The organism is Methylobacterium sp. (assembly GCF_019745455.1).
Taxonomy (GTDB): domain Bacteria; phylum Pseudomonadota; class Alphaproteobacteria; order Rhizobiales; family Beijerinckiaceae; genus Methylobacterium.
In genome coordinates this window covers 1-21804 of record NZ_JAIETD010000134.1, presented here as the reverse complement: position 1 = coordinate 21804, position 21804 = coordinate 1, and the positions used below count along the sequence as shown (strand labels likewise).

12 protein-coding genes and 1 pseudogene are annotated in these 21804 nt (G+C 67.8%); 2 read left to right on the top strand and 11 right to left on the bottom strand.

The annotated features are described in order from the left end of the window. The first annotated feature begins 45 nt into the window (after nt 1–45). Both K2Y56_RS23000 and K2Y56_RS22995 read left to right on the top strand, forming a co-directional pair. Nucleotides 46–2346: a heavy metal translocating P-type ATPase gene (locus K2Y56_RS23000; protein ID WP_292513342.1), complete on the top strand. Its 2301-nt coding sequence runs from the start codon at nt 46–48 to the stop codon at nt 2344–2346. Between the two features lie 51 nt (nt 2347–2397). Continuing rightward, a complete protein-coding gene (locus K2Y56_RS22995; protein WP_292513340.1) occupies nt 2398–3312 on the top strand; it encodes a cation diffusion facilitator family transporter in 915 nt (304 codons plus the stop codon). A gap of 521 nt (nt 3313–3833) precedes the next feature. Here K2Y56_RS22995 and K2Y56_RS22990 read toward each other — a convergent pair. From K2Y56_RS22990 to K2Y56_RS22940, 11 genes and pseudogenes are all read right to left on the bottom strand, one after another. Continuing rightward, a protein-coding gene (locus K2Y56_RS22990) for an IS5 family transposase (protein WP_292513339.1) occupies nt 3834–4591 on the bottom strand; the annotation gives its coding sequence in 2 pieces (ribosomal slippage) (nt 3834–4258 and nt 4258–4591; 759 coding nt in all). Between the two features lie 193 nt (nt 4592–4784). Next, entirely contained in the window at nt 4785–5216 is a 432-nt protein-coding gene (locus tag K2Y56_RS22985; protein ID WP_292513337.1) for a hypothetical protein, read from the bottom strand. Then, entirely contained in the window at nt 5213–8482 is a 3270-nt protein-coding gene (locus K2Y56_RS22980; RefSeq protein ID WP_292513334.1) for a CusA/CzcA family heavy metal efflux RND transporter, read from the bottom strand. Before K2Y56_RS22980 ends, K2Y56_RS22985 begins: the two co-directional genes overlap by 4 nt. Before the next feature lie 19 nt (nt 8483–8501). Continuing rightward, nucleotides 8502–9845 carry an efflux RND transporter periplasmic adaptor subunit gene (locus tag K2Y56_RS22975; protein WP_292513331.1) on the bottom strand — a complete coding sequence of 448 codons (1344 nt, stop codon included), beginning with the start codon at nt 9843–9845 and terminating at the stop codon, nt 8502–8504. A gap of 542 nt (nt 9846–10387) precedes the next feature. Beyond that, entirely contained in the window at nt 10388–10783 is a 396-nt protein-coding gene (locus K2Y56_RS22970; RefSeq protein ID WP_292513326.1) for a hypothetical protein, read from the bottom strand. 577 nt (nt 10784–11360) lie between these two features. Beyond that, nucleotides 11361–12671 (bottom strand): hypothetical protein, encoded by a 1311-nt coding sequence (locus tag K2Y56_RS22965; RefSeq protein WP_292513324.1) that lies wholly within the window; start codon nt 12669–12671, stop codon nt 11361–11363. Further along, on the bottom strand, nt 12668–13186 hold the full coding sequence (locus tag K2Y56_RS22960; protein WP_292513321.1) for a hypothetical protein: 519 nt from the start codon (nt 13184–13186) through the stop codon (nt 12668–12670). Before K2Y56_RS22960 ends, K2Y56_RS22965 begins: the two co-directional genes overlap by 4 nt. 211 nt (nt 13187–13397) lie before the next feature. Then, complete coding sequence (locus K2Y56_RS22955; protein WP_292513318.1) at nt 13398–14327, bottom strand: DUF2493 domain-containing protein; 930 nt, start codon at nt 14325–14327, stop codon at nt 13398–13400. A gap of 320 nt (nt 14328–14647) precedes the next feature. Further along, the gene (locus K2Y56_RS22950) at nt 14648–15691 is read right to left on the bottom strand and encodes a toprim domain-containing protein (RefSeq protein WP_292513315.1); all 1044 of its coding nucleotides are present in this window, start codon (nt 15689–15691) and stop codon (nt 14648–14650) included. Nucleotides 15692–15703: 12 nt separating this feature from the next. Then, on the bottom strand, nt 15704–20023 hold the full coding sequence (locus tag K2Y56_RS22945; RefSeq protein ID WP_292513312.1) for a strawberry notch-like NTP hydrolase domain-containing protein: 4320 nt from the start codon (nt 20021–20023) through the stop codon (nt 15704–15706). Nucleotides 20024–20175: 152 nt separating this feature from the next. Next, a pseudogene (locus tag K2Y56_RS22940) lies at nt 20176–21720 on the bottom strand (DNA-binding protein); the annotation flags it as partial. Nucleotides 21721–21804: the final 84 nt, after the last annotated feature.

Here is a 21804-nt window from a genome sequence, read left to right as displayed (position 1 = left end):
GAAGTAGCGTCTCTCTCCGCGGGTGTCGAACCCAGGAGCAACATCATGCCGACATCGACCAAAACGCCGAGCACGGCGACCGCGCCGACCGTCGGCTGGAAGGTCGAGGGCATGGACTGCGCCAGCTGCGTGGGCAAGATCGAGACCGCGCTCGGCAGGCTCCCTGGCGTCTCCGACATCAGGGTCTCGACGGTAACGGAGACCCTGTCGGCCAAAGTTGATGAGTCTCAGACTCCCCTCGCCGAGATCGAGCAGCGCGTGGCCGCGCTCGGCTACACCGTTGCACGCACCCTGACGGCCGTCGCGGTGGGTGACTATTCCGCCAAGGACGACCATGCTCACGCTCCCGAACGCGGCGGCGCCGGCGACGCACCGGGGTCACTGAGCCCCCATGGCCACCATCACGGCGAGGAGGAGGCAAGCGGCAAGCGCTGGTGGGAAACCGCGAAGGGCCGGCTCGTCATCCTGAGCGGAGCGCTTCTCGCACTGGCATTCGTCTCCCAATATGCGATCCCCTCGGTCTCGCATTGGGTCTACATCGGGGCAACCGTGATCGGCGTCCTGCCGGTGGCGCGGCGCGCCCTCGCCGCAGCCCGCGTGGGCATGCCGTTCACGATCGAGATGCTCATGACCATCGCCGCCGCCGGCGCGCTCGTGATCGGCGCCGCCGAGGAAGCCGCCCTCGTGGTCTTCCTGTTTGCGGTCGGGGAAGTGCTGGAGGGTGTCGCGGCCAACCGGGCTCGCGCCAGCATCCGCGCCCTCGGCGAGCTCGTGCCCAAGACGGCGATCCTCGAGGAGGAAAACTCGACGCGGGACGTTCCAGCGACCCAGCTTCGGATCGGTCAAACGGTGCTCGTGCGGCCTGGCGACCGCATCCCGACCGATGGCGCCATCCTGTCCGGCACGTCAGGGATCGACGAGTCGCCTGTCACGGGCGAGTCGGTGCCGCGCACCAAGGGAGTCGGCCAACCCGTCTTCGCCGGTTCGATCAACCGGGAAGCCGCGCTTCGGGTGCGCGTCGAAAAGGGGGCCGAGGACAACACGATCGCCCGCATCATCCGACTCGTCGAGGAGGCCCAGGAGGCGCGCGCGCCGACCGAGCGTTTCATAGACCGCTTCTCGCGCTGGTATATGCCCGCAGTCGTGGGGTTGGCGGTGCTGGTAGCCGTCGTTCCGCCACTCGCGTTCCACGCGGATTGGTGGACCTGGGTCTATCGGGGGCTGGCCCTCCTTCTGATCGGCTGCCCCTGCGCTCTTGTGATCTCCGTGCCCGCCTCGATCGCGTCGGCCCTCTCGGCCGGCGCACGCCAGGGCCTGCTCATGAAGGGCGGTGTGGTGATCGAGACGGCGGCGAAGACGAAGGTCGTCGCCTTCGACAAGACCGGGACACTGACGCGCGGCGAGCCCCAGGTCACGGAGGTGGTCCCGTTTGGAGGCAGCGAGGCTCAGGTGCTCGCGCTTGCCGCCGCGGTCGAGACGGGCTCGAACCATCCGCTTGCGATCGGGATCGTCGATCGGGCGAAAGCGAGCGGGCTCGACATCCGCGCCGCGGACGAGGTCAAGGCTGTGGCGGGTCAGGGCATGACCGGCCGCCTTGATGGGCAAGATCTGTTTCTCGGCGCGCCGCGGTTTGCGCGCGACCGTACCGAATTCTCGCCGGACGTGTTGAGCCGGGTCGAGCGGCTCGAAGCCGAAGGCAAGACCGTCACCGTCCTGGTGGTGAGCGGGCGGCTCATGGGTCTGATCGGCTTGCGCGACGAGCCGCGTGAGGACGCCAAGGCCGGCATCGCCGAACTGAAGGCTCTCGGGGTGCGCCCGATGATGCTCACTGGCGATAACGGGCGCACGGGCGCGGCGATCGCCGTCTCGCTCGGCCTGGAGCACCAGGCCGAGCTCATGCCCGACGACAAGGTGAGTACAATCAAGGCGCTTCGGCGCGAGGGCGCCGTGATGATGATCGGTGACGGCATCAACGACGCGCCGGCCCTCGCCGCGGCGGACGTGGGGGTTGCCATGGGTTCGGGCACCGACGTGGCGCTGGAGACGGCTGATGGTGCGCTCTTGCGCAGCCGCGTGCGGGATGTCGCGCAGATGATCCGCCTCGCGCGTGCCGCGATGGCCAACATCCGTCAGAACATCGCGATCTCGCTCGGCCTCAAGGCCGCCTTCCTCGTCACGACGGTGCTGGGCGTGACGGGCCTGTGGATCGCGATCCTCGCCGACACCGGCGCGACCGTGATCGTCACGGCAAATGCGCTGCGGCTTCTCGGGTTCTTTCGGGGCCCCGGCTCAACGGGAGGAACTCGTCCGGGCGCTCCGGCGATAACGCAGCCCGCGCCCGCCTAGCTGGGTGCCTGCAGGGGCTTGAGGCTCGATCGCGATCAAGGCTGGCTATTGATGGGTACTGGACACGCACACTCCGAGATGAGGGCAGGATCGGCGGCAAGCCGGCACCGAAGCCGCTTAGCCTATGCTCTCGGCCTCACGCTGGCCTACATGGCGGCGGAGATCATCGGCGGCTTGGTCACGGGCAGCCTCGCGCTGCTCGCCGACGCAGCCCATATGCTGACCGACGCCGGCGGGCTCGGGCTTGCCCTGATCGCGATCCGCTTCGCCGAGCGCCCGGCCACGCCCCAGAAGACGTATGGATACTTGCGCGCCGAGATCCTCGCGACGCTCGCGAACGCCGTCGTGCTCCTGCTGCTCACGATCTATATTCTCTTCGAAGCCTACAGACGCTTCCTCGCCCCGCCTGAGATCCTGAGCGGGCCGATGCTGGCCGTCGCCGCCATCGGCCTTGTCGTCAACCTCATCAGCATGCGGCTCCTCGCCGGCGGCTCCTCCGAAAGCCTCAACGTGAAGGGGGCCTATTTCGAGGTCCTGAGCGACATGTTGGGCTCGCTCGGCGTGATCGTCGCGGCGCTCGTGGTGATGTTCACAGGGTGGACGCTCGCCGATCCGATCATCGGCGCCGGGATCGGCCTCTTCATCGTGCCCCGCACCTGGCATCTTCTGAAGCAGGTGACCCACATCCTACTCGAGGGCACACCACCGGAGGTCGATGTCCGCTTGATCGAGCGCCAACTGCTCGCCATCCCAGGGGTGAGCGCCGTGCATGACCTGCACGTGTGGACCATCACCTCGGGGCTGGACGCGATGAGCGCGCACCTCGTGGTCGACGACATGGCGCGGGCGAAGGCAACCTTGAGAGAGGCGCGCCGGATCATGGTAGAGGAGTTCGGGATTGATCACGTCACGATCCAGATCGAGGATGAGGCCTCCCGCGCCGAAGAGAAGGCGTTACAGGTTTGACCAGGGCTCTTGCCGCGCATCGCGATGGTCGTGCGGGACCGACGAAAGATAGTAATCCGATGATCCCAATACGGGAGGGGCCGCAACCTCATCCGCTGTGGAGGCAGTTCCCATGATCGAACTCGCGGCCCTGGTCCTGATCGTGCAGGCGGCAGGTGCGCCGACTCCGTGCATCGAGGGGCCGCACGAGTCTTTGCGCATCAGGCGCCTGCCCGGCGCACCGGCGACCACCTCGAGACACCGGGATCCGCTCGAGGACGCATACCTGCACTGCGATGACCTGCCGGCCGGAACAGCCTTGCGCGGAGTAGGACGAGAGGCGCCGTCCTCTCCTCGTTTGCCCGACCGCGACCGGTCTCCACCCGAGGGGATGAGGAGGTGAGGAGATCGCGATCGAGATGAACCGATCGGCATAGGAGCGGCTCCCCGGTCTCGAAGGGGAGCCGCTCCCGCTCCCATCGCGCGCGTAGGGGCTGTGCTTCGCGATGGAACTCAATCTGCGATCCAGCTAGGGTCCGGACTCAATTCATCCAGCAGGTTAGGGTGGCAGCGAGGCAAAGGCCAGCATGGTAGTTGCGGGCGAGCTTGTCGTAGCGGGTGGCTACGCGACGCCAGTCCTTGAGCTTGCAAAACATGCGCTCGATCAGGTTGCGCCTGGTGTAGGCCACCGGGTCGAAGGGAAAGGGATGGCGGCGATAGCGCCGGTTTGGGATGACCGGCGTTATGCCGCGCTCCGCCAGCACATGGCGCAAACTCTCTGCGTCGTAATTGGCATCGGCCAGAAATTGGGCCGGAGGCACGGCGACAGCGTGGAGCAGGGACAGAGCAGCCGGCAGATCGTGCGCTTGGCCACCCGTCACGAGAAGGACGCGCGGCCGGCCTTGCTCGTCGGCAAGGGCATGGATTTTGGTCGTGCGCCCACCCCGCGAGCGTCCGACCGCCTGCGCCTGCTCCCCCCTTTACCGCCTGCCGCGGAGCGGTGCGCCTTGACGAGCGAACTATCTGCGAGAAGAGCGTCCGCCCCCTCGACGCGGGCCAGTGCTTCGAGCAGCCGTGCCCAAACGCCTCGTCCGCTCCAGCGGTTGAAGCGGTTGTACACGGTCGTGTGCGGCCCATATTCGGCCGGGCAGTCGCGCCAGCGGCAGCCCGAGCGCAAGACATGCACGATCCCGCTCAGCACCCGACGATCGTCGACACGCCGCGGTCCCGTATGCTTCATCGGCAGATGCGGCGCGATCGCCGCCCACTGCGCATCGCTCAACCAGAACAGGTTTGTCATGATCCAGAGCCTCCTCAAACATCTGAATCCACAAACCTCAATTGAGTTCAGACCCTAGCGTCCGTCCGGGGTCCTCACGCCGCCCCAGAGGTTCTTCACCTGATCGAAGTGTTGTTTCGGGTCGTGGCCAGGGTCGCCAGCCCGCAAGCATGCCTTCGGCGAGAGGTGCGCGCCAGCATCATTGCGCGTCCGATCAGCCGGGCGGGGCGCGAAGGGTGCGGTAGAGCGTGTTGACCGCATCGCTGTAATCCGCATCCCTGTTCCTCGCGCAGAAAGTGCGCAGGAAGGCGGCCTGCTTGAGGAGTGGGAACGCCGGCGGTGTGAGATCGAGGTCCTCGTCCTTGCCCGCCGGGGCGCGGATCAGGAGACCGCTCATGTAGCCCTGAGCCCAGGCGAAGTACTCCCGCTCGGCGGGAGGGTTGCCGTCGATCTCCTGCAGGAACCGCGTGCAGGTGGACGCCCCGATGCCGACGATCTTCACCGATTGGGCCTGGGCCGTCCCGGTCAGGAGACCTCCTGTTCCACTCAAGATCGCCAGCAGCGTGGCACCGATCATTCCGCGCAGGGCCGCGCTCAGGGCGCCAAGCCCAACGGGGTTCGTACGTTCGGCTCCTCGGGTTATCATTCTGCGGCCTCCTTAAGCGGAATACGGGCGATCTCTCGCGGCGGGGGCGGGCCCGGGTCAGCTTGCTGCTGGCGTGACGGAACGCCCGAGAACCGCGCGTACAGCGCCGGCAGGACCACAAGCGTCAGCAAGGTCGCGCTGATCAGCCCTCCGATCACGACGGTCGCGAGCGGCTTCTGCACTTCCGCCCCGGTCCCCGTCGCGATCGCCATCGGCACGAACCCGAGCGAGGCGACGAGCGCCGTCATGGCGACCGGGCGCAGGCGCGTTATGGCGCCCTCCAGGATGGCCTCGCGCTTGGAGCGCCCCTCTTCCATCAGCTGCTTGATGAAGGTGAGCATGACGAGACCGTTGAGCACGGCCACGCCCGAGAGGGCGATGAAGCCGACCGCGGCGGAGACCGAGAACGGCATGTCGCGCCACCACAGGGCCGCGATGCCGCCGGTCAGCGCCAGCGGCACGGCGCTGAACACCAGGAGCGCGTCGCGCGGGCTCCCCAGCGCCGAGTAGAGCAGGAGGAAGATCAGGAAGAAGCAAGCCGGCACCACGATCATGAGGCGCTGGCGCGCCGCCGTGAGGTTCTCGAACTGCCCGCCCCAGGTGATCCAGGAGCCGGCCGGGGGCTGCACTTGCTCACCGACTTTCGCCTGCGCCTCCGCTACGACTGAGGAGATGTCGCGCCCGCGCACGTTGGCAGTCACCACCACCCGCCGCTTGCCGTTCTCGCGCGAGATCTGGTTCGGGCCTTCCGCGAACGAGAAGCTCGCCACCTGCTCCAGCATGATCGAGGCGGAGCGGCCCCCACGCTCCGACCCGGGCAGGGGCACGGGGAGGTGCTTCAGAGCTTCGATGTCGTCGCGCACGGTGTCGTGCACCCGCACGAGGATCGGGAAACGCCGATCACCTTCGAACAGAACGCCGGCTTCACGGCCGCCAATTGCGGCGCCGATCACGTCCTGCACTGCCGATAGGCTCAAGCCGAACCTTGCGATCTCGGTCTTGTCGACCTTGATCTCCAGGAAGGGTAGGCCCGTCACCTGCTCCACCCTGACATCCTGCGCGCCCTCCGTTCCGCGCAGAATCGTGGCGATCTGGTTGGCGATGGGCAGCATGGTCTCGAACTCCTCCCCGAACACCTTGACGGCGAGGTCGCCGCGGGTGCCGGCGAGGAGCTCGTTGAAGCGCATCTGGATCGGCTGCGTGAACTCGTAGTTGTTGCCCGGCAGGTTGCCCACGGCTTTCTGGATCTGCTTGATCAGTTCATCCTTGGGCAGTTCGGGGTCTGGCCACTCGTCCTGGGGCTTGAGGATGATGAATGTGTCGGAGACGTTCGGCGGCATCGGATCCGCTGCGATCTCCGCCGTGCCGGTCTTCGAGAACACGTAGGCGACCTGCGGGAACGCGCTCACCGTCTTCTCGACCTCGAGCTGCATCTCCTGTGATTGGGAGAGCGCCGTGGACGGAATGCGAAGCGCGTGCAGGGCGATGTTCTTCTCGTCCAGCGTCGGGATGAACTCCTGGCCGAGACGGGTGAACAGGATGCCGGCTGCCACGAACAGCCCCACGGAGGCCAGGATGAACAGCATCGGCGTGCGCAGCGCGCCGGCCAGAACGGGCCGGTAAATCGCCTTGAGCGCCCGCACGAGCAGGTTGTCCTTCTCCTTCACGCGGCCGGTGATCACGATCGCGACCATGGCCGGCACGAACGTCAGCGAGAGCACGAACGCCGCGGCGAGCGCGATGATGACGGTGAGCGCCATCGGCTCGAACATCTTGCCCTCGACCCCCGTGAAAGTGAGGAGCGGGACGTAGACCAGGATGATGATCGCCTGCCCATAGAGGGACGGCTTGATCATCTCCTCGGCCGAGCGCTGCACCGTCGCGAGACGCTCGTCGAGGCTCAAGCGGCGGCCGAGCTCATGCTGCTTCTCGGCCAGGTGCCTCAGCGAGTTCTCGGCGATGATGACGGCGCCGTCCACGATGAGGCCGAAGTCGAGGGCGCCGAGGCTCATCAGGTTGGCGCTGATCCGCCCCTGCACCATGCCCGTCATGGTCATCAGCATCGCGACCGGGATCACCAGCGCCGTGATGACGGCGGCCCGGATGTTGCCGAGCAGCAGGAACAGGACCAGGATGACCAGGAGAGCGCCTTCGGCGAGGTTCTTGGCGACCGTCTTCACCGTCGCATCGACCAGGAGCGTGCGGTTCAGAACCGTCTTCGCCTCGATGCCCGGCGGCAGCGAGCGGTTGATCTCCTTCATCTTGGTGTCGACGGCTGCGGACACGGTGCGGCTGTTGCCGCCGATCAGCATCAGCGCGGTGCCAACCACGACCTCCTGGCCGTTCTCCGAGGCCGAGCCGGTGCGAAGCTCGCGCCCGATCTTGACTTCGGCCACGTCGCGGACCCGCACCGGAACGCCGCCGCGGGTCGCCACGACCACGTTGGCGATCTCCTCCATGCTCTCGAGCCGCCCGGCGGAGCGCACGACATAGCCTTCGCCGTTGCGCTCGAGGTAGCCTGCGCCGCGGCTGGCGTTGTTGCGTTCCAAAGCCTCGGCGATGTCCCCGAAGGAGAGGCCAAGCCCGATCAGCTTCGCGGGGTCGGGTTGGACGTGGTATTGCTTCTCGAAGCCGCCGATCACGTCGACGCCGGCCACCCCCGGCACGGTCTTGAGCTGGGGCCGGATGATCCAGTCCTGCACCGTGCGAAGATAGGCCGCCCGCTCCATCTCGGTGGCGAGGCGCTGCCCTTCCGGCGTCAGATAGCTGCCGTCCGACTGCCAGCCCGGCCGACCGTCTTTGGCGGGCACCCCCTCGCCCGGCTTTTTGTAATGGACCGACCACATGTAGATCTCGCCAAGGCCCGTCGAGATCGGCCCCATGCGCACCTCTGCGCCGGGGGGCAGGGTCGATTTGGCCTCCGTGAGCCTCTCGTTGACCTGCTGGCGGGCGAAGTAGATGTCGAGCTTCTCGGCGAAGACGGCCGTCACCTGCGAGAAGCCATTACGTGACAGCGAGCGCGTGTATTCGAGCCCGGGGATGCCGGCGAGCGCCGTCTCGATCGGGAACGTGACCTGCTTCTCGACGTCGTAGGGGGAGAGCGCGGGCGCGACCGTGTTGATCTGGACCTGGTTGTTGGTGATGTCCGGGACGGCGTCGATCGGCAGCTTCGTCAGGGACCACACGCCGAAGGCGGCGGCCGCGAAGCTGAGCAGCGCCACGAGCCAGCGCTGATGGACGGAGAACGCGAGGACGCGCTTGATCATGAGGGGTACTCTGTCCTGACTAGTGGGCGTGCTCGGCTTCGGCCTTGCCGAGCTCGGCCTTCAGCACGAAGGAGTTGCCGACGGCGATCGTCTCGCCCGGATCGAGCCCGAAGACGATCTCGACCGCCTGGTCGTCCCCCTTGCCCAGCACGACCTCGCGTTTCTCGAAGCCCTCGGGCGTGCGCACGAACACGACCTGCTCGCCGGCGATCGTCTGGAGCGCCTTGCGCGGGACGCGCAGGTCGACCGGCTGCTCCTCAGTGGTGACCTGGGCCGTCACGTAGGACCCTGGGCGCCAGGTCAGGTCCTTGTTGTCCACCGCCGCGATGACCCGAGCCGAGCGCGTCTCCGGGTTCAGCATGGGGCTGATGAAAACGATCTTGCCCGCTAAGGCCTTGCCGTCGCTGCCCGCGGAAATCGAGATCGGCTGACCCTCTTTGATCTGGGCGAGATCCACCGTCGGGATCGCGAGATCGATCCACACCGTCGAGAGATCGGCGATGACATAAATCTCCTTCTCCTGGCCCTCGCCGCCGACCGGGGCGCCGAGATCGACTTTGCGCTCGACCACGCGGCCGGCGAGCGGCGCTCGGAGCTCGTAGCGCTGCAAGGCAAGCGTCTGGCGCGACAGGCCCGCCACCTCCTTCTCGCCGACCCCAAGCGCCGAGAGCTTCTGGCGGGCGAGATCGGCTCGAAGTTGCGCCTCCGTGAAGGTCGTGCGGGCGCGCAGGAACTGCTGCTCAGCGGTTATGCTCTTCTGAAACAGCGATTGCTCGCGCTCGAACAGGGTCTTTTGCAGGTCGAAGTTGACCTGCGCGCTCACATAGTCGCTCTTCGCCTCCGCGACCTCCCGGCTCTCCAGGACGGCCACCACCTCGCCTTTGGCGACCGGATCGCCGAGCTGCTTGTTCAGCTCGGCCACGGTGCCGACCACCTTGGCGGCAACGCGTGCGATCCGGTTCGCGTCGGGGGTGACGGTGCCGGGGGCGGACAGCCGGCGGGAGAGGACGCCCTTGTCGACCGGAGCGAGCTCGATCTTCGCCGCGGCGATGCGCTCGGGCGGCATCTTGATGACGCCCTCGGGCGCCTCATCGGCTTCACCCGCTCCGTGCCCATGGGCATCGCCTTTGCCCTTGGCGCCGTGCGCGGCCTTCTTTGCCCCATGCGCGTGGCCATCGCCCTTGCCCCCCTGTGCCTCTCCAGCTTCGGAGGAGTTCTGCTGCAGACCCAAGCGCGCCAGGGCCGCCGGCATCGGGACGGCACTCAGCCCGGCGCGAACGGCCTGCGATACCGCCGGCACGAGACTGCCGATCGCGATCCCGACCGCGCCGACGAGAAGGATGACGAAAAGACGTTTGATCATGCCACGACCCTCGCGATGGGCGCACGGAGCTGTCCCATCGGCGGCTTCGGCGCTTTCCGGAGCGGCGAAGCGTTCAGCGCACAAGCGCTCCCTTAAGAGGGAGCGGTGGGCTCATGAGGGGACTGAGCGCCCCTCAAGCCCGGTCACGCGCTGCGGGGTGGCTTGAAGGGGAGGGAGGCTGGAGCGGGGCGGGGCTGCGCCGCGGCTTCAAGCGGAAGCGGCGCATCCGGTGTGAGACGCCGAACAGGCAACGTTTCGAAGCCCAGCCGAACGGCCGAATGACACACACAATGGGTGTGCTGAACCAGCCCACCGTCCACTGGATCGCCCGTCGCGCCGGCGGAGCCGAAGCCGGTCGAATTCGTGATCGCTATGCTGGAAGCGTTCAGGTCCAATCCGGCCGCGGAGGCGGGAACCGGAACGACAAGAGTCAGAAACAGGACGAATGCCATGGCGCGCGCGACCACCGCCTGCCAGAGGCGGCGCCTGGGTGCCTTATGCTTCGTCTGAGACGTCATGCCTTCCTGAGGGTACCCCTTTATCTAGCGTGCGTCGAGGTTGTAGCGGCCCTTACCGGCCTCGCCCGCAGCGGTCCTGAAGGTCACGGTCGCCCGGAACTTGCCCTCGACGGGGAAATCGACCTTGCCCACGAGGCGGTTCTCGCCAGAGGGGATCATCTCGACCGTCTTCTGCTGATTGCCCTTGGCGAGCACGACGGCGGTGGCCGAGAACTTGGAGACGTCGACCTTCTTCTCCTGGTCGTCGACGATATAGAGCATCATGTCCGACCCCTTTACGACCAGTTCGGCCTCGTAGGCGCCGATCTGCTGGATCTGGCCGCCGTTGGGGGCTGCATGCGCATGGGGATGTGCTTGCGCCAGCGCAGCACCAGGGGCGAAGCCCAAAGCCAACGCCAGCAGCATGCGAAGGATGGTCATGTGCAGTCTCCTTTAAGATCCCATCCGGTCATCCCTCCTCCGCCGTCGCTCCAGGCCGGCACGAACAGATGACCGAATCAGCAAGTGGGGTTTACACCCTCTAGCCGCTAGAGGATCAAGAGCTGTTCGTCATTGCGGTCAGCTAGGTTCTGGTCGTGCATCCTGGCTGGCCGTAGCCGAGCGCCCAGCCTGAACCGGCCTGATAGGCGGCAGTCTAGGGCTAAGTTGCGACGCCGCCCTGTAGGCTTCGGACGACAATGCGCGTTAGGTTCACCTGGCTGGACTTTATTTCAAGCAGCGCGACGGGCTCGGTCCGGTGGGGATCGGCTTGGCCCTGCTCGGATTTGTCATCGCCGGCACCTGCGCTGAGATGACCTCGAGCTGTTTGGCCTCTGAGGATCGCTCGATCTCGCGCACGCGCTGTTCTAGCCCCCTTCATCTTGGCCACCTGGGCTCGCATCTGACGACGCATGTCCGCCAGCTCGCGCTTGAGTGCGTCTGCGTCCTGCGCCGCGCCATCGCGATGGGAGGTCAGGAGCCGGTGTGGACCACGTCGGCTCGGTATAGCTGGCGACCTCTACGCAGCCTCAAGGCGCTCCAGCAGGGTCTCTCGCGGGAGCACGTTCTTGTTGACGAGCAACGTTTCGACGACGTTGCGGTGCACATGGAAGTGCCTGGCAGCCTCGTCGATCTGTTCGTCAGTCGGGGCCTCTATGTCCACGTAGCGACGTACCTCTGAGAAGGGGCAGAGCAGGTTCTGCGCAAACCCACGCTGGAATTTCTGCCGCTCGGTCTTCGCTCGACTGATCACGCCAAGCGACTCCCCGGAGATCCAAATGGCGTCTGCAACAATACGCGCAAATTCGAATCTGCGGTCCACCGCAGCTCTGGTCTGGAGGGCCAGCTTAGCGTGCTGGTCGCGCTCGCGGAGCAGCGCGGCGTAGGGAAGGCGGCTCGCTGTGGCCGAGGCCGCCGTCAGCTTCTCCCACGAGACATCGAGCATCTCAGCCATGGCATCAGTATCGAACCGATCTGCCGAGACACCTAGCCGGTTGCGAACCTGCCAAGCGGCATCTTCGCCCCATTTCCAAGCTGGAGCTGGCGTCTCAAAGATTTCGCGACTGACGGATTCGGCGACTGAGAGGGCCACGGTCAGCTCGGACGCCCGGGAAGCTGCGACGGCCTTCTTCAGGAATTTAGCAGACGCCTCACCGGGAGCTGATAGAGCCGCTTCCTCGATCCCGTTCTCGCCGAGGGAGGAACCGAGAGCCGTCATGCCCTCGATCAGACCCTCCGGTGCGCAATCCGGATCAAAGCCAAGGCGGGCTTCAAGCCTGCGCCATGCAGCAGCGTCAGCATCCGCGCGCTCCGCCGCGAGCTCGCTCACCAGGCCGGCGAGGACCGTCCCGTCCTGTGCTTGAGCGCAGGACCCGAGAACCTGTTCGAAAAACCTGTCCAACTCCTCCTCGAAGTGGTTCCCAGGGAGGACGTGAACCGTCTCCAACTCAAGATACCGGATGGGACCGGTTGTCGGCCGGGCGCCGAATGCCGGTGCGAGGACAACCCGTGGACCAGTCCCGTAGATCATGATTGGCGGCCAAGCGGCGCCGCTGCCCGCCGAGGTTAGCTCATGACGTAGGCGCCAGTCTGCGGACGGCCTCTTGCCTAGAAACGGCTCCCACCGCAGCCGCCACCAGTTGTCGGCAAGCCAAAGCGCAAAACTCACGGCGGAGGTGCGGAAGTAATCTCGCATGGCTTCCGTCGCAACGTCGACCAGTCGCGTCAGCACTTGGTTGCCTGACACAATGCGGAGTTCTGCGACATCGCGGGCACCTACGTCCGGCGTTTGTTTCCAAACAGCGCAGATGCCGAAGCTCTTATCGATCACGAGTAGCGTTCCATGGCTTGCTCAAGACTTGAAAGGAGATGGGTGTTTCCAGGAGTATAGACGTACTCGGTATAACGAGCGATGACCTTCTTCGAGAAGGCGTCTGAGGGAAGCAGCGGATACCCGTGGTAGATTGCCTGGGTCGGGGTCGTGATCCGCCCCTCGTAGATCCAGCCGTCGTCATCGACGGTCCAGATGATCGTTGGGTCTCCCTGTTTGTCATTGTGACCGATGAGGCCAGCACTGATGCCACGCTCGACCAGAGCCGGAACGCGGGCCATATCCGCGGGCGTGAACCCGGCGTGGCCGTCGCAAAGCGTGTCATCCGTATCTGAAGCGGCGGGCTCCAGGCCGAACGCCCTCGGCTGTTCCTTGTGCTTGCCGGACCCCGCATAGGAGGCTCGGGCTGCCAAAGCGCACCGAGCCGCCGTCGTGGGCAGCGGCTCACGCAATTGCCGCTTACCGTTGTCACTGGAGCGCTCTGTGACGAGACGGCGCTTCGGTCGCTTCGCCATCGGGAAGCTTGTCGCTCGAGTATGGTTCGCATGGCAGCTCGCGTCCGCTCCTACGCAAGAGCGAACGCAATTGGCGTGCGGACGGCGGCGGCTCTCCTGGCATGATAGCAGATCGATGGCCAGCGGTTCGCGAGAATCGGTCGCGACCACTGTGATGCTGGTCCCACCGGGAATGCTGGTCTTGTCGGGCTGTCGCGGAAGGGCGGCGCTTTCACGCGCCGCCTCCCTTGCGGAAGTCAAAGAGCGGGATGCCGAGCTTCCTGGCCTTGTCGGCGAGGTTGTCGGAGATCCCCGAGCCAGGGAAAACGACGACCCCGATCGGCATGACCTCGAGCAGCTGGTCGTTGCGCTTGAACGGCGCCGCCTTCTGATGGCGTGCCCAGTCGGGCTTGAAGGCGACCTGGACGACCTTGCGGTTGTCGGCCCAGCAGGCGGCAATGCGCTCGGCGCCCTTGGGCGATCCGCCGTGGAGGAGAACCATGCCGGGGTGCTTGGCGTGGACCTTGTCCAGCGCGGCCCAGATCGCCCGGTGGTCGTTGAAGTCGAGCCCGCCGGTGAAGGCGACCTTGGGGCCGGCGGGAAGCATGACCTCGGTCTCGGCGCGCTTGCGGGCGGCGATGAAGTCGCGGCTGTCGATCATCGCTGCCGTGAGCGTCTTGTGATTGACCATCGACCCTGAGCGGGGGCGCCAGGCTGAGCGGGTGTTTGCCTCGTAGAGGTCGGCGGCGGTGTCGCGCATGAGCTCGAAAGCGTTGCGGCGCTCGATCAGGGTCAGCCCTTCCGCCGTGAGGCGTTCCAGCTCGACCGACCTCACCTCCGAGCCGTCCTGCTCGCGCTGGCTCCGCTTCTGGGCCTGCTCGTTGTCGTCGAGCTCGCGCTCGATCCGCTCGGCGGCGCGGTGGAACAGGTTGACCTGGCCCCAGAGCAGGTCTTCGAGGTCGGGTTCGAGGCGCGTGTCCTCCAGCGTCGAGATAAGGGCGTCGAAGATGTCGGCGAGTGCGCCGGTGACGCGGTGGCCGTCTGGGAGCGGCCGCGGGTCGGGTTCGTCCTCGAAGGGGCGGAAGCCGTAGAGCTGGAGTTCGTGGAGGATGGTGGCGGTCGGGGATTCGGTCGTGAGCTTGTGGTCGGGATCGGTCGTCACGGCGGTTCGCCTCCGGGTCGGGGCCGCGCCTCTCGCGGCCTTCCTGGGCGACGAAGAGCGGGGACGGACCGGGCCTGCACCGCCGGGCGAAGCCCGAGCGGCCGAAGCGCAAGCGGAGGACGGCGAAGGCCGGCTCTTTTGCTTCGCGATGCAAAGGCCCGCTCGCGGGCCGGCGGAAAAGAGTCGGCCGCAGCCGTTGCCGGACCGGGACGGCTCCGGTCCGATCGCCCCTCTCGGAAGGCCGAAGGCGCGGCTCTCACGCCCGGCGGCGTTCCGCCGACCGATCCGGCCGGCGCGAGCCGTCATCCCTCATCCGGGCCTCATCCCTCCAGCACCAGAAACTGCGCCACGTCCTCCGGGGCGAGCTGCACCCGCAACCCGGCCGCCAGAGCACTGCGTCCGAGCTTGCGGAGATCCTCGTTGAAGTCGCCGAGCGCCGAGTCGAGCGTGATCGCCTCGATCCCGGCCTCGCGGGCGCGGGTGGCCAGCGTCTCCACTGCGCCCCGTCCAGCGGGATCGTCGTCGCGGGCGAGGTAGAGGCGGCGCAGCGTCGGCGGCAGCTCCAGGGCGGCCAGGTGGTTGGCCGAGAGCGCGGCGGTCATCGGCAGTGTGGGCATGACCTGCCGGAGCGACAGCATCGTCTCGATGCCTTCGCCGGCCGCCATGACCTCGTCCGCCACCCCGAACCGGACGCCATTGCCCAGAAGATGGCCCATGGCGCGTCGCGGGTTCGACACGGGCGCCTTGTCCTTGCCAGAGGGATTGAGCCAGGTGCGGTGGACGCCGGTGAGCTTGCCGCCGAGGTCTCGGACGGATGCGATCAACGCCGGCCAGGCGTCCCGCACCCGGTCACGAGGGTCTTCCTCATCGCCGCGGTAGTAGCAGCGCGGGTGGAAACGGAGCGATCCGCAGTTCCGCAAATCCGCAATGCCGCGGTTGCGCAGATACGCCTCGGCCAAGGTGCCGGCGAGCGGCTTCGTGATGGCCCAGAGGCGACGCGCCGCTTCGGGCGAGCCCTGCGGCGCGGGCGGTCTTGGCGGAGCCCTCGGTTCGGCGCGGGGCAGCGCGAGGAAGCGTCGCGCCTCCTCGGCGACCTCGCGGAAGTCGACCAGCCCGCAGCTCTCGCGGATCACGTCGAGCAGGTCGCCGTGCTCGGCCGAGGCGGCATCGGTCCAGCGCCCGGCGGCGCCGGGGCCGGATTCCGGCCCGCTCAGCCGCACGAACATTGACCGGCCGGGCGCGTTGCGGACGTCGCCTACCGTCCAGTAGCGGCCCTGGCGTCGTCCATTGGAGAGGTAATGACGGCACACCGCCTCGGCCTCGCGCGCGAGGCGGTGCGCCAGTGCGGAAGCCTGGCCCGACATGGCATGGCTCCCTCAGGCCGCGGCACGGTCGGCGACCCGCGCCAAGGGGCGACGGTCGAGGAGTTTTCCGAGGATCATCGGGCCGCTCGGGCCCGTCGGCACGAAGAGCCGGAGCTTCCAGGCGATGATCTCAGAGACGAGCCCCATCGCCTTCAGCCGCTCGACCATGCCGTCGGTGAAGCCGGCGAGCTCGACGCGCCGGGCGCCCATCACGGTGGCGCGGCGGATGGTCAGACCCTCGGCGAGGTGCAGGACTCCTCCCTTCTCGAACACGGCCACCCACGCGTCGCCAACTGCGAGCGCTGGGGATTCCTCCCCGACCGCCTGCGCCACCCACGCCGGCGAGACCTGGCGGCCGATGATCCGCTCGCCATCATCGGTCTGAAGCCGGTAGACGCGGCAGCCCTCGTCCGGCAGCCGCCGCCAGATCGGCAGGAGCAACCCGGTCACGACGAACAGCGTGCTCTCGGTGAAGGCGGGCAGCTCGGAAAGCTCGGCTTCCCAGGCCCGAGCGAACGACGCGCCATCCGACTCCTGCCAGGCGGTCGCATCCAGCATGGCGATTGCCATTGAGGTGCGCTCCATGGGCCGGATCAGCCGGACGCGCCGCTCCACTTCGCCGTCGTCCAGCACGACGCTGGGGGCCGGGACCAGCACGGCGGCGCGGTGCGACTTCGCGTTGACGAGAAGCCGCCCGCCGCGCTCGCGCGCAGCCTCCAGGGCTTCGACCAAGGTGAGAGGCTCGTTTCGATCGCGCCGCGTGACGGTGAGGGCGATCGTCTCGGCCCCCGTGCCCGGGTGCGTGTAGATCGTGCGCCGCTCGGTGACGACGAGGCTCTCGGCGGTGATCGTCTCGACGCCGCGGTCGTAGGTGCCCGACGCGATCGCGCCCTCGATCTTGGCGCGCAGCAGACCCTCGAACACCTCGAAGAGGGTGTTCTGGAGGCCGATGGAGAGCGCGAGCAGCCGGTTCAGGAACTGTGTGATCGGCGGCAGTTCCTCCTTGAGCGAGCCGTCCCGGTCGGTGAGCGAGAGCCCCGTCGTCTGCTCGAAGCGCTGCAACGAGCAGCCGTCCACCTTGCCGCCATAGAGCAGGACGTAGAGCTGGCGCAGCGCCGCCCGCGCATAGACGCTCTCCAGATTGTCGTCGGCGCGGAACAGGCCCTGTCCGCCGGTCTGGCGCTGGCCACGGGTGATGGCGCCGAGCGTATCAAGGCGACGAGCGATCGTGCTGAGGAACCGCTTCTCGGCCTTCACGTCGGTGGCGATCGGCCGAAACAGCGGCGGCTGGGCCTGGTTGGTGCGGTTGGTGCGCCCGAGGCCCTGGATCGCGGCGTCGGCCTTCCATCCCGCCTCGAGCAGGTAGTGGACCCGCAGTCGCTGGTTTCTCGCGCCGAGGTCGGCGTGGTAGCTGCGTCCAGTCCCGCCCGCGTCGCTGAACACCAGGATGCGCTTGTCGCCATCCTGGAAGGCGGAGGTCTCGGCGAGGTTGGCCGACCCCGCGCGGCTCTCGACGGCAAGCCGCACCTCGCCGTCGGAGCCGAGCTTGCGGACGATCCGGCGCGAGCGCCCCGTCACCTCGGCCACGTGCTCGGTTCCGAACCGCTGCACGATCTGGTCGAGCGCGCCCTGGACCGGCGGCAGCGCTGCGAGGCGCTCGATCATGCGGTCGCGGCGCTCGACGGCCTCGCGGCACTGGACCGGGTGGCCATCGCGGAAGACAGGCCGGGACGAGAGGTTGCCCTCGCCGTCCGTGAACTCCTCGAAGAGCTGGGTCGGAAAGGAGTGTGCGAGGTAGTCGAGGACATTTTCCCTGGGCGTGATGTCGACGGAGACATCGCCCCACTCCTCGGTCGGGATTTCGGCCAGGCGACGCTCCGTCAGCGCCTCGCCTGTCGAGACGATCTGGACGACGCAGGCGTGGCCGGCCGCGAGGTCCTGCTCCACGCTCCGGATTAGCGTCGGCGTCTTCATCGCCGTGATGAGGTGATTGAAGAAGCGTTGCTTCGCTGACTCGAACGCCGAGCGCGCCGCCGATTTCGCCTGCCGGTTCAGCGTCCCTTCGGCGCCGGTGATGTTCGCCGCCTCCATCGCGGCGGAGAGATTGTTGTGGATGACCTCGAACGCCCCGGCATAGGCATCGTAGATGCGGGTCTGCTCGGGGGTGAGCTCGTGCTCGACGAGCTCGTATTCGACTCCTTCGTAGGAGAGCGAGCGGGCGGTGTAGAGGCCGAGGCTCTTCAGGTCGCGGGCGAGCACCTCCATGGCGGCGACGCCGCCAGCCTCGATCGCCTGCACGAACTCGGCGCGCGTCGCGAACGGGAAGTCCTCGCCGCCCCAGAGCCCGAGCCGCTGCGCGTAGGCGAGGTTGTGCACGGTGGTCGCGCCGGTCGCCGAGACGTAGAGCACGCGCGCGTCGGGGAGCGCGTGCTGCAGGCGCAGTCCCGCCTTGCCCTGCTGCGAGGGGGCGGTGTCGCCGCGCTCGCCCTTGGAGCCGGCGGCGTTCTGCATGGCGTGGCTCTCGTCGAAAACGATCACTCCGTCGAAGTCGTGGCCGAGCCAGTCCAGGATCTGCTGGAGCCGCGAGCAGCGTTCCTCGCGGGCGTCCGAGCGAAGCGTGGCGTAGGTCGTGAACAGGATGGCCTCATCGAGCCGGATCGGCGCGCCCTGGCGGAACCGGGAGAGCGGCTGGATGAGCAGGCGCTCCTGGCCGAGCGCCGACCAGTCGCGCTGGGCGTCCTCGATCAACGTGTCGGATCTCGAGATCCAGACCGCGCGTCGGCGGCCCTTGAGCCAATTGTCGAGGATGATGCCGGCGACCTGGCGGCCCTTGCCTGCGCCGGTGCCGTCGCCGAGCATGAACCCGCGCCGGAAGCGGACGGCCTTCTCGGCATCGTCCGCCGCGGCCGAGACCTGGTCGAAGGTCTCATCGACCATCCACGAGCCGGCGAGATGACCGGAATGGGTCTCGCCGGCATAGATCACGGTCTCGAGCTGCGCATCCGACAGGAGCCCGGCCGCCACGAGCCCGGGCGGAAGGTGCGGTCGGTATCTGGGCTTGGGCGCGGCGACTGAGGCCATCGCCGCCGATTGGACCAACGGCGTTGGATGGGCCGCCGCGCCGGGGACCTCGATCGACTGCAGGGTGTAGGGCTCGTAGAGCGCTTCGCTGATGGGGCGGCCCTCGGCGGGTGCCCATTCGCGGGTCTCGTAAGCGAGCTCCTGCGCCTCGGCCGCAATCGGAGTGAGGGCGCGAGCCGAACCGGGCTTCGCACGGAATGCCGGAGAAGCGGCCCTTCGTAAGGACGGGAGTGCGCCTGGGCGGTTCGGGGCTACGGGCGCGCGCGGCGGCACATGCTCCGCGACCCAGGTGAGCAGCGTGGCGACGTCGGGCGCGAGTCCGACCGATGGAGCAAAGGCGGTCGGGTCGGCCGCGGGCACGCGGTCGATAACGGTCAGCCGGGTCTCGGTCGTGGTGCCGTGGCGGGCATAGAGGCGGCCATCGATCGCCGCCGTGAAGCGGACGGTGCCGCGCGCCTGCAGACGCACGAAGGCGTCGCGCCAGGCTGGGTTCTCGGGGGAGAGGTTCGCGCCGGTGATGGCCACCAGGCGTCCGCCTTCGGCAAGCCGCGCGAGCGCGGAGCCGACATGGCGGAGCGCGGCGTTGGCTATACGACCGTCAACATGCGCTCCCGCCGAGAAGGGCGGGTTCATCAGCACGACGGTGGGGTGGACAGCCTCGTCGAGCAGGTCGTGGATATGCGCCGCGTCGTGACGTGACACGGGAACGCCTGGAAAGACGATCCCGAGGAGATCGGCGCGGGTCGCCCCGAGCTCGTTCAGCGCCAGCGTAGCGCCTGCGAGCTCAGCGAAGATGGCGAGAAGGCCCGTGCCGGCCGACGGCTCGAGCACGACGTCGGCCGGCGTGATCGCGGCCGCCTGCGCCGCAGCCAAAGCGAGCGGCAAGGGCGTCGAGAACTGCTGCAGCGCCTGGCTCTCCTCGGAGCGGCGCGTATGCGTCGGCAAGAGGCCGGCAACCTTCGACAGCATGACGAGCTGCGACGCCGCGGGCCTCGCGCGCATCGCCGGCCCGAACCGGCGCAGGAACAGGAGCTGGGCGACTTCGCAGGCTTCATAGGCGTCCTTCCAGCTCCACGCTCCCTCCGCGTCGGAGCCGCCGAAGGCGGTGGTGAGCGCGTCCCGCAGCCTCCGGGCATCGATGGCGACGCCCTGGACGAGCGAGGGCAGAAGCGCGTGCGCGGCGGCGAGCAAGGCCGGGGCGGAAGACGGAGGCGAAACGGACGCAGGCTGGACGAGGGACGGCTGGAGCATCGGAGGACCTTCCGAGAGCGGGGACGAGAGCCAGACGGCGCGCTCTCTCGACCCCGCCCGGCCGCCTCGTCCCGGCGGACCTCTCCCTCTCCTTCGGCGCCCATGAAGAAAGGGCCCGGCGCGAAGCGCCGAGCCCTGGTCGGCTCATCCGATCACTCAGCCGCAACCGCGAGCGGCTCGGGATCGAGCTCGGCTTCGGCCGACTCCTCGTCGCCTGCGAGGAACTCGGGCAGCGCCTCGACCTCGCCCGGAACGGTTTCGGCGCCGGAGACCCGGAGCGGCTCGGGCACCCAGCCGCTGTCGGCCAGGAGCCGTTCGGCCTCCTTCGCCATGTCGCCCTTCTTGAGATGGTCGATGAGTTGCGCCGCCTGCTCGCCTTTGGCCTCGCGCACGGCCTCCAAGATCCGGCCCTTTGTAACGCGGCCGAGATAGTTCTCGACGGTTGGCCGCCAGCCGGCCTCGGCCATGTCGAGGTTGACCGCGCGAGCGAGCCGGTCGGCCTGGGCCATGCGACGCTCCAGCCCGTGCTGCGACAGGCCCGCGCCGCCGTAGCGGTCGACCTTCTCGAAGAGCGCGTTGACGCCATAAGAAACGCAGTGCGCCAGCAGTGCGAGCCGGCTCGCCTGGTCGAGCGTGTCGAGCCAGTCCCACAGCGCCTGGTCGTCGCCGACCGGCATGTCCGCCGTCCAGGCCTTCTGCCGCTCGTCGACCGACTGAGCGGACCCGCTGTCCTTCAGGTCGGCGGCCTGCGCCTGGAAGAACACATGCCGGACCGAGACCTCCAGGCACCCGCCGGCGGTCGAGGTGCGCACGAAGGCATCGCTAACGAGCTTGTGCAGAAGCGCGGTGAGCGCGACGTGCGGGTCGTTGGCGAGCGCATCCCGCAGCGCCAGGGTGCGATGGGCGGTGAGTTCCATCATCAGCCGCTCCGGCAAGGGCTTCAGACCCTCGTCCTCCTCGGCCGGCTCGGGCTCGCTCGCGCCGCCGATCGTGATCACGGCGCGCTGCACGGGGGGCGGCGTGCCAGCGTCGGCCCCGGACGCAACGCTCGCCTCGTCGTCGGCGCCGCCCGCCGGAGTCTCAGGCTCGATCGGCGCCTCATCCTCGGGCCGCACGAAGCCGCGCTCGACCTTCAGATTGCCGGCGCTATCGATGCTGACGAACGCGCCGGCGCGCGCCACGTCAGTGGGCTCGAAGCTCGGCGGACGGTTGTGGAAGGCGTCGAGCGCCGCCTCGATCTCACCGAAGCGCTGATCAACCTCGTCCGGCAGATCGTCGGGCGAGTCGGCCCACTGCTCTTCGAGCGCCCCATACTCCTGCTGGAGCGCGTCATAGGTCGCCTGTTCCTCGTCGGAGAGGACCGGACCGGTGGTCCGCAGCCGCCGCAGCCCGGAGCTGTGGCCATAGGGGAAGTCGGTCGCGACCTCGATCCACTTCCAGCCCTCGCCGGCGATGGTCTGGGCTTCCGTCTGGAGCTTCTCGATCGCCAGCCGATCGAGGAGCGCCGGATCCTGTAGCCAGCCGCCGTCGTCGTGCTGGAAGAGGTCGCGCAGCACCACGCCGCCGGCCTCCTCATACGCCGCAATCCCGACGAACTGGGCGCGGCGATCGGAGGCGCGCACCGCACCTTCGGTCAGCATGCGGCGGACCTGGTACGGTTCCTTGTAGGGCGAGCGCGTGAGCGCCTCCCAGACCTGTTATGTGGAGCACGAGATTATGCCGAGCAGAGTCACCGACACGCAGATTGGACTGAGAAGTTGCGTAAACTACTCGGCATAATC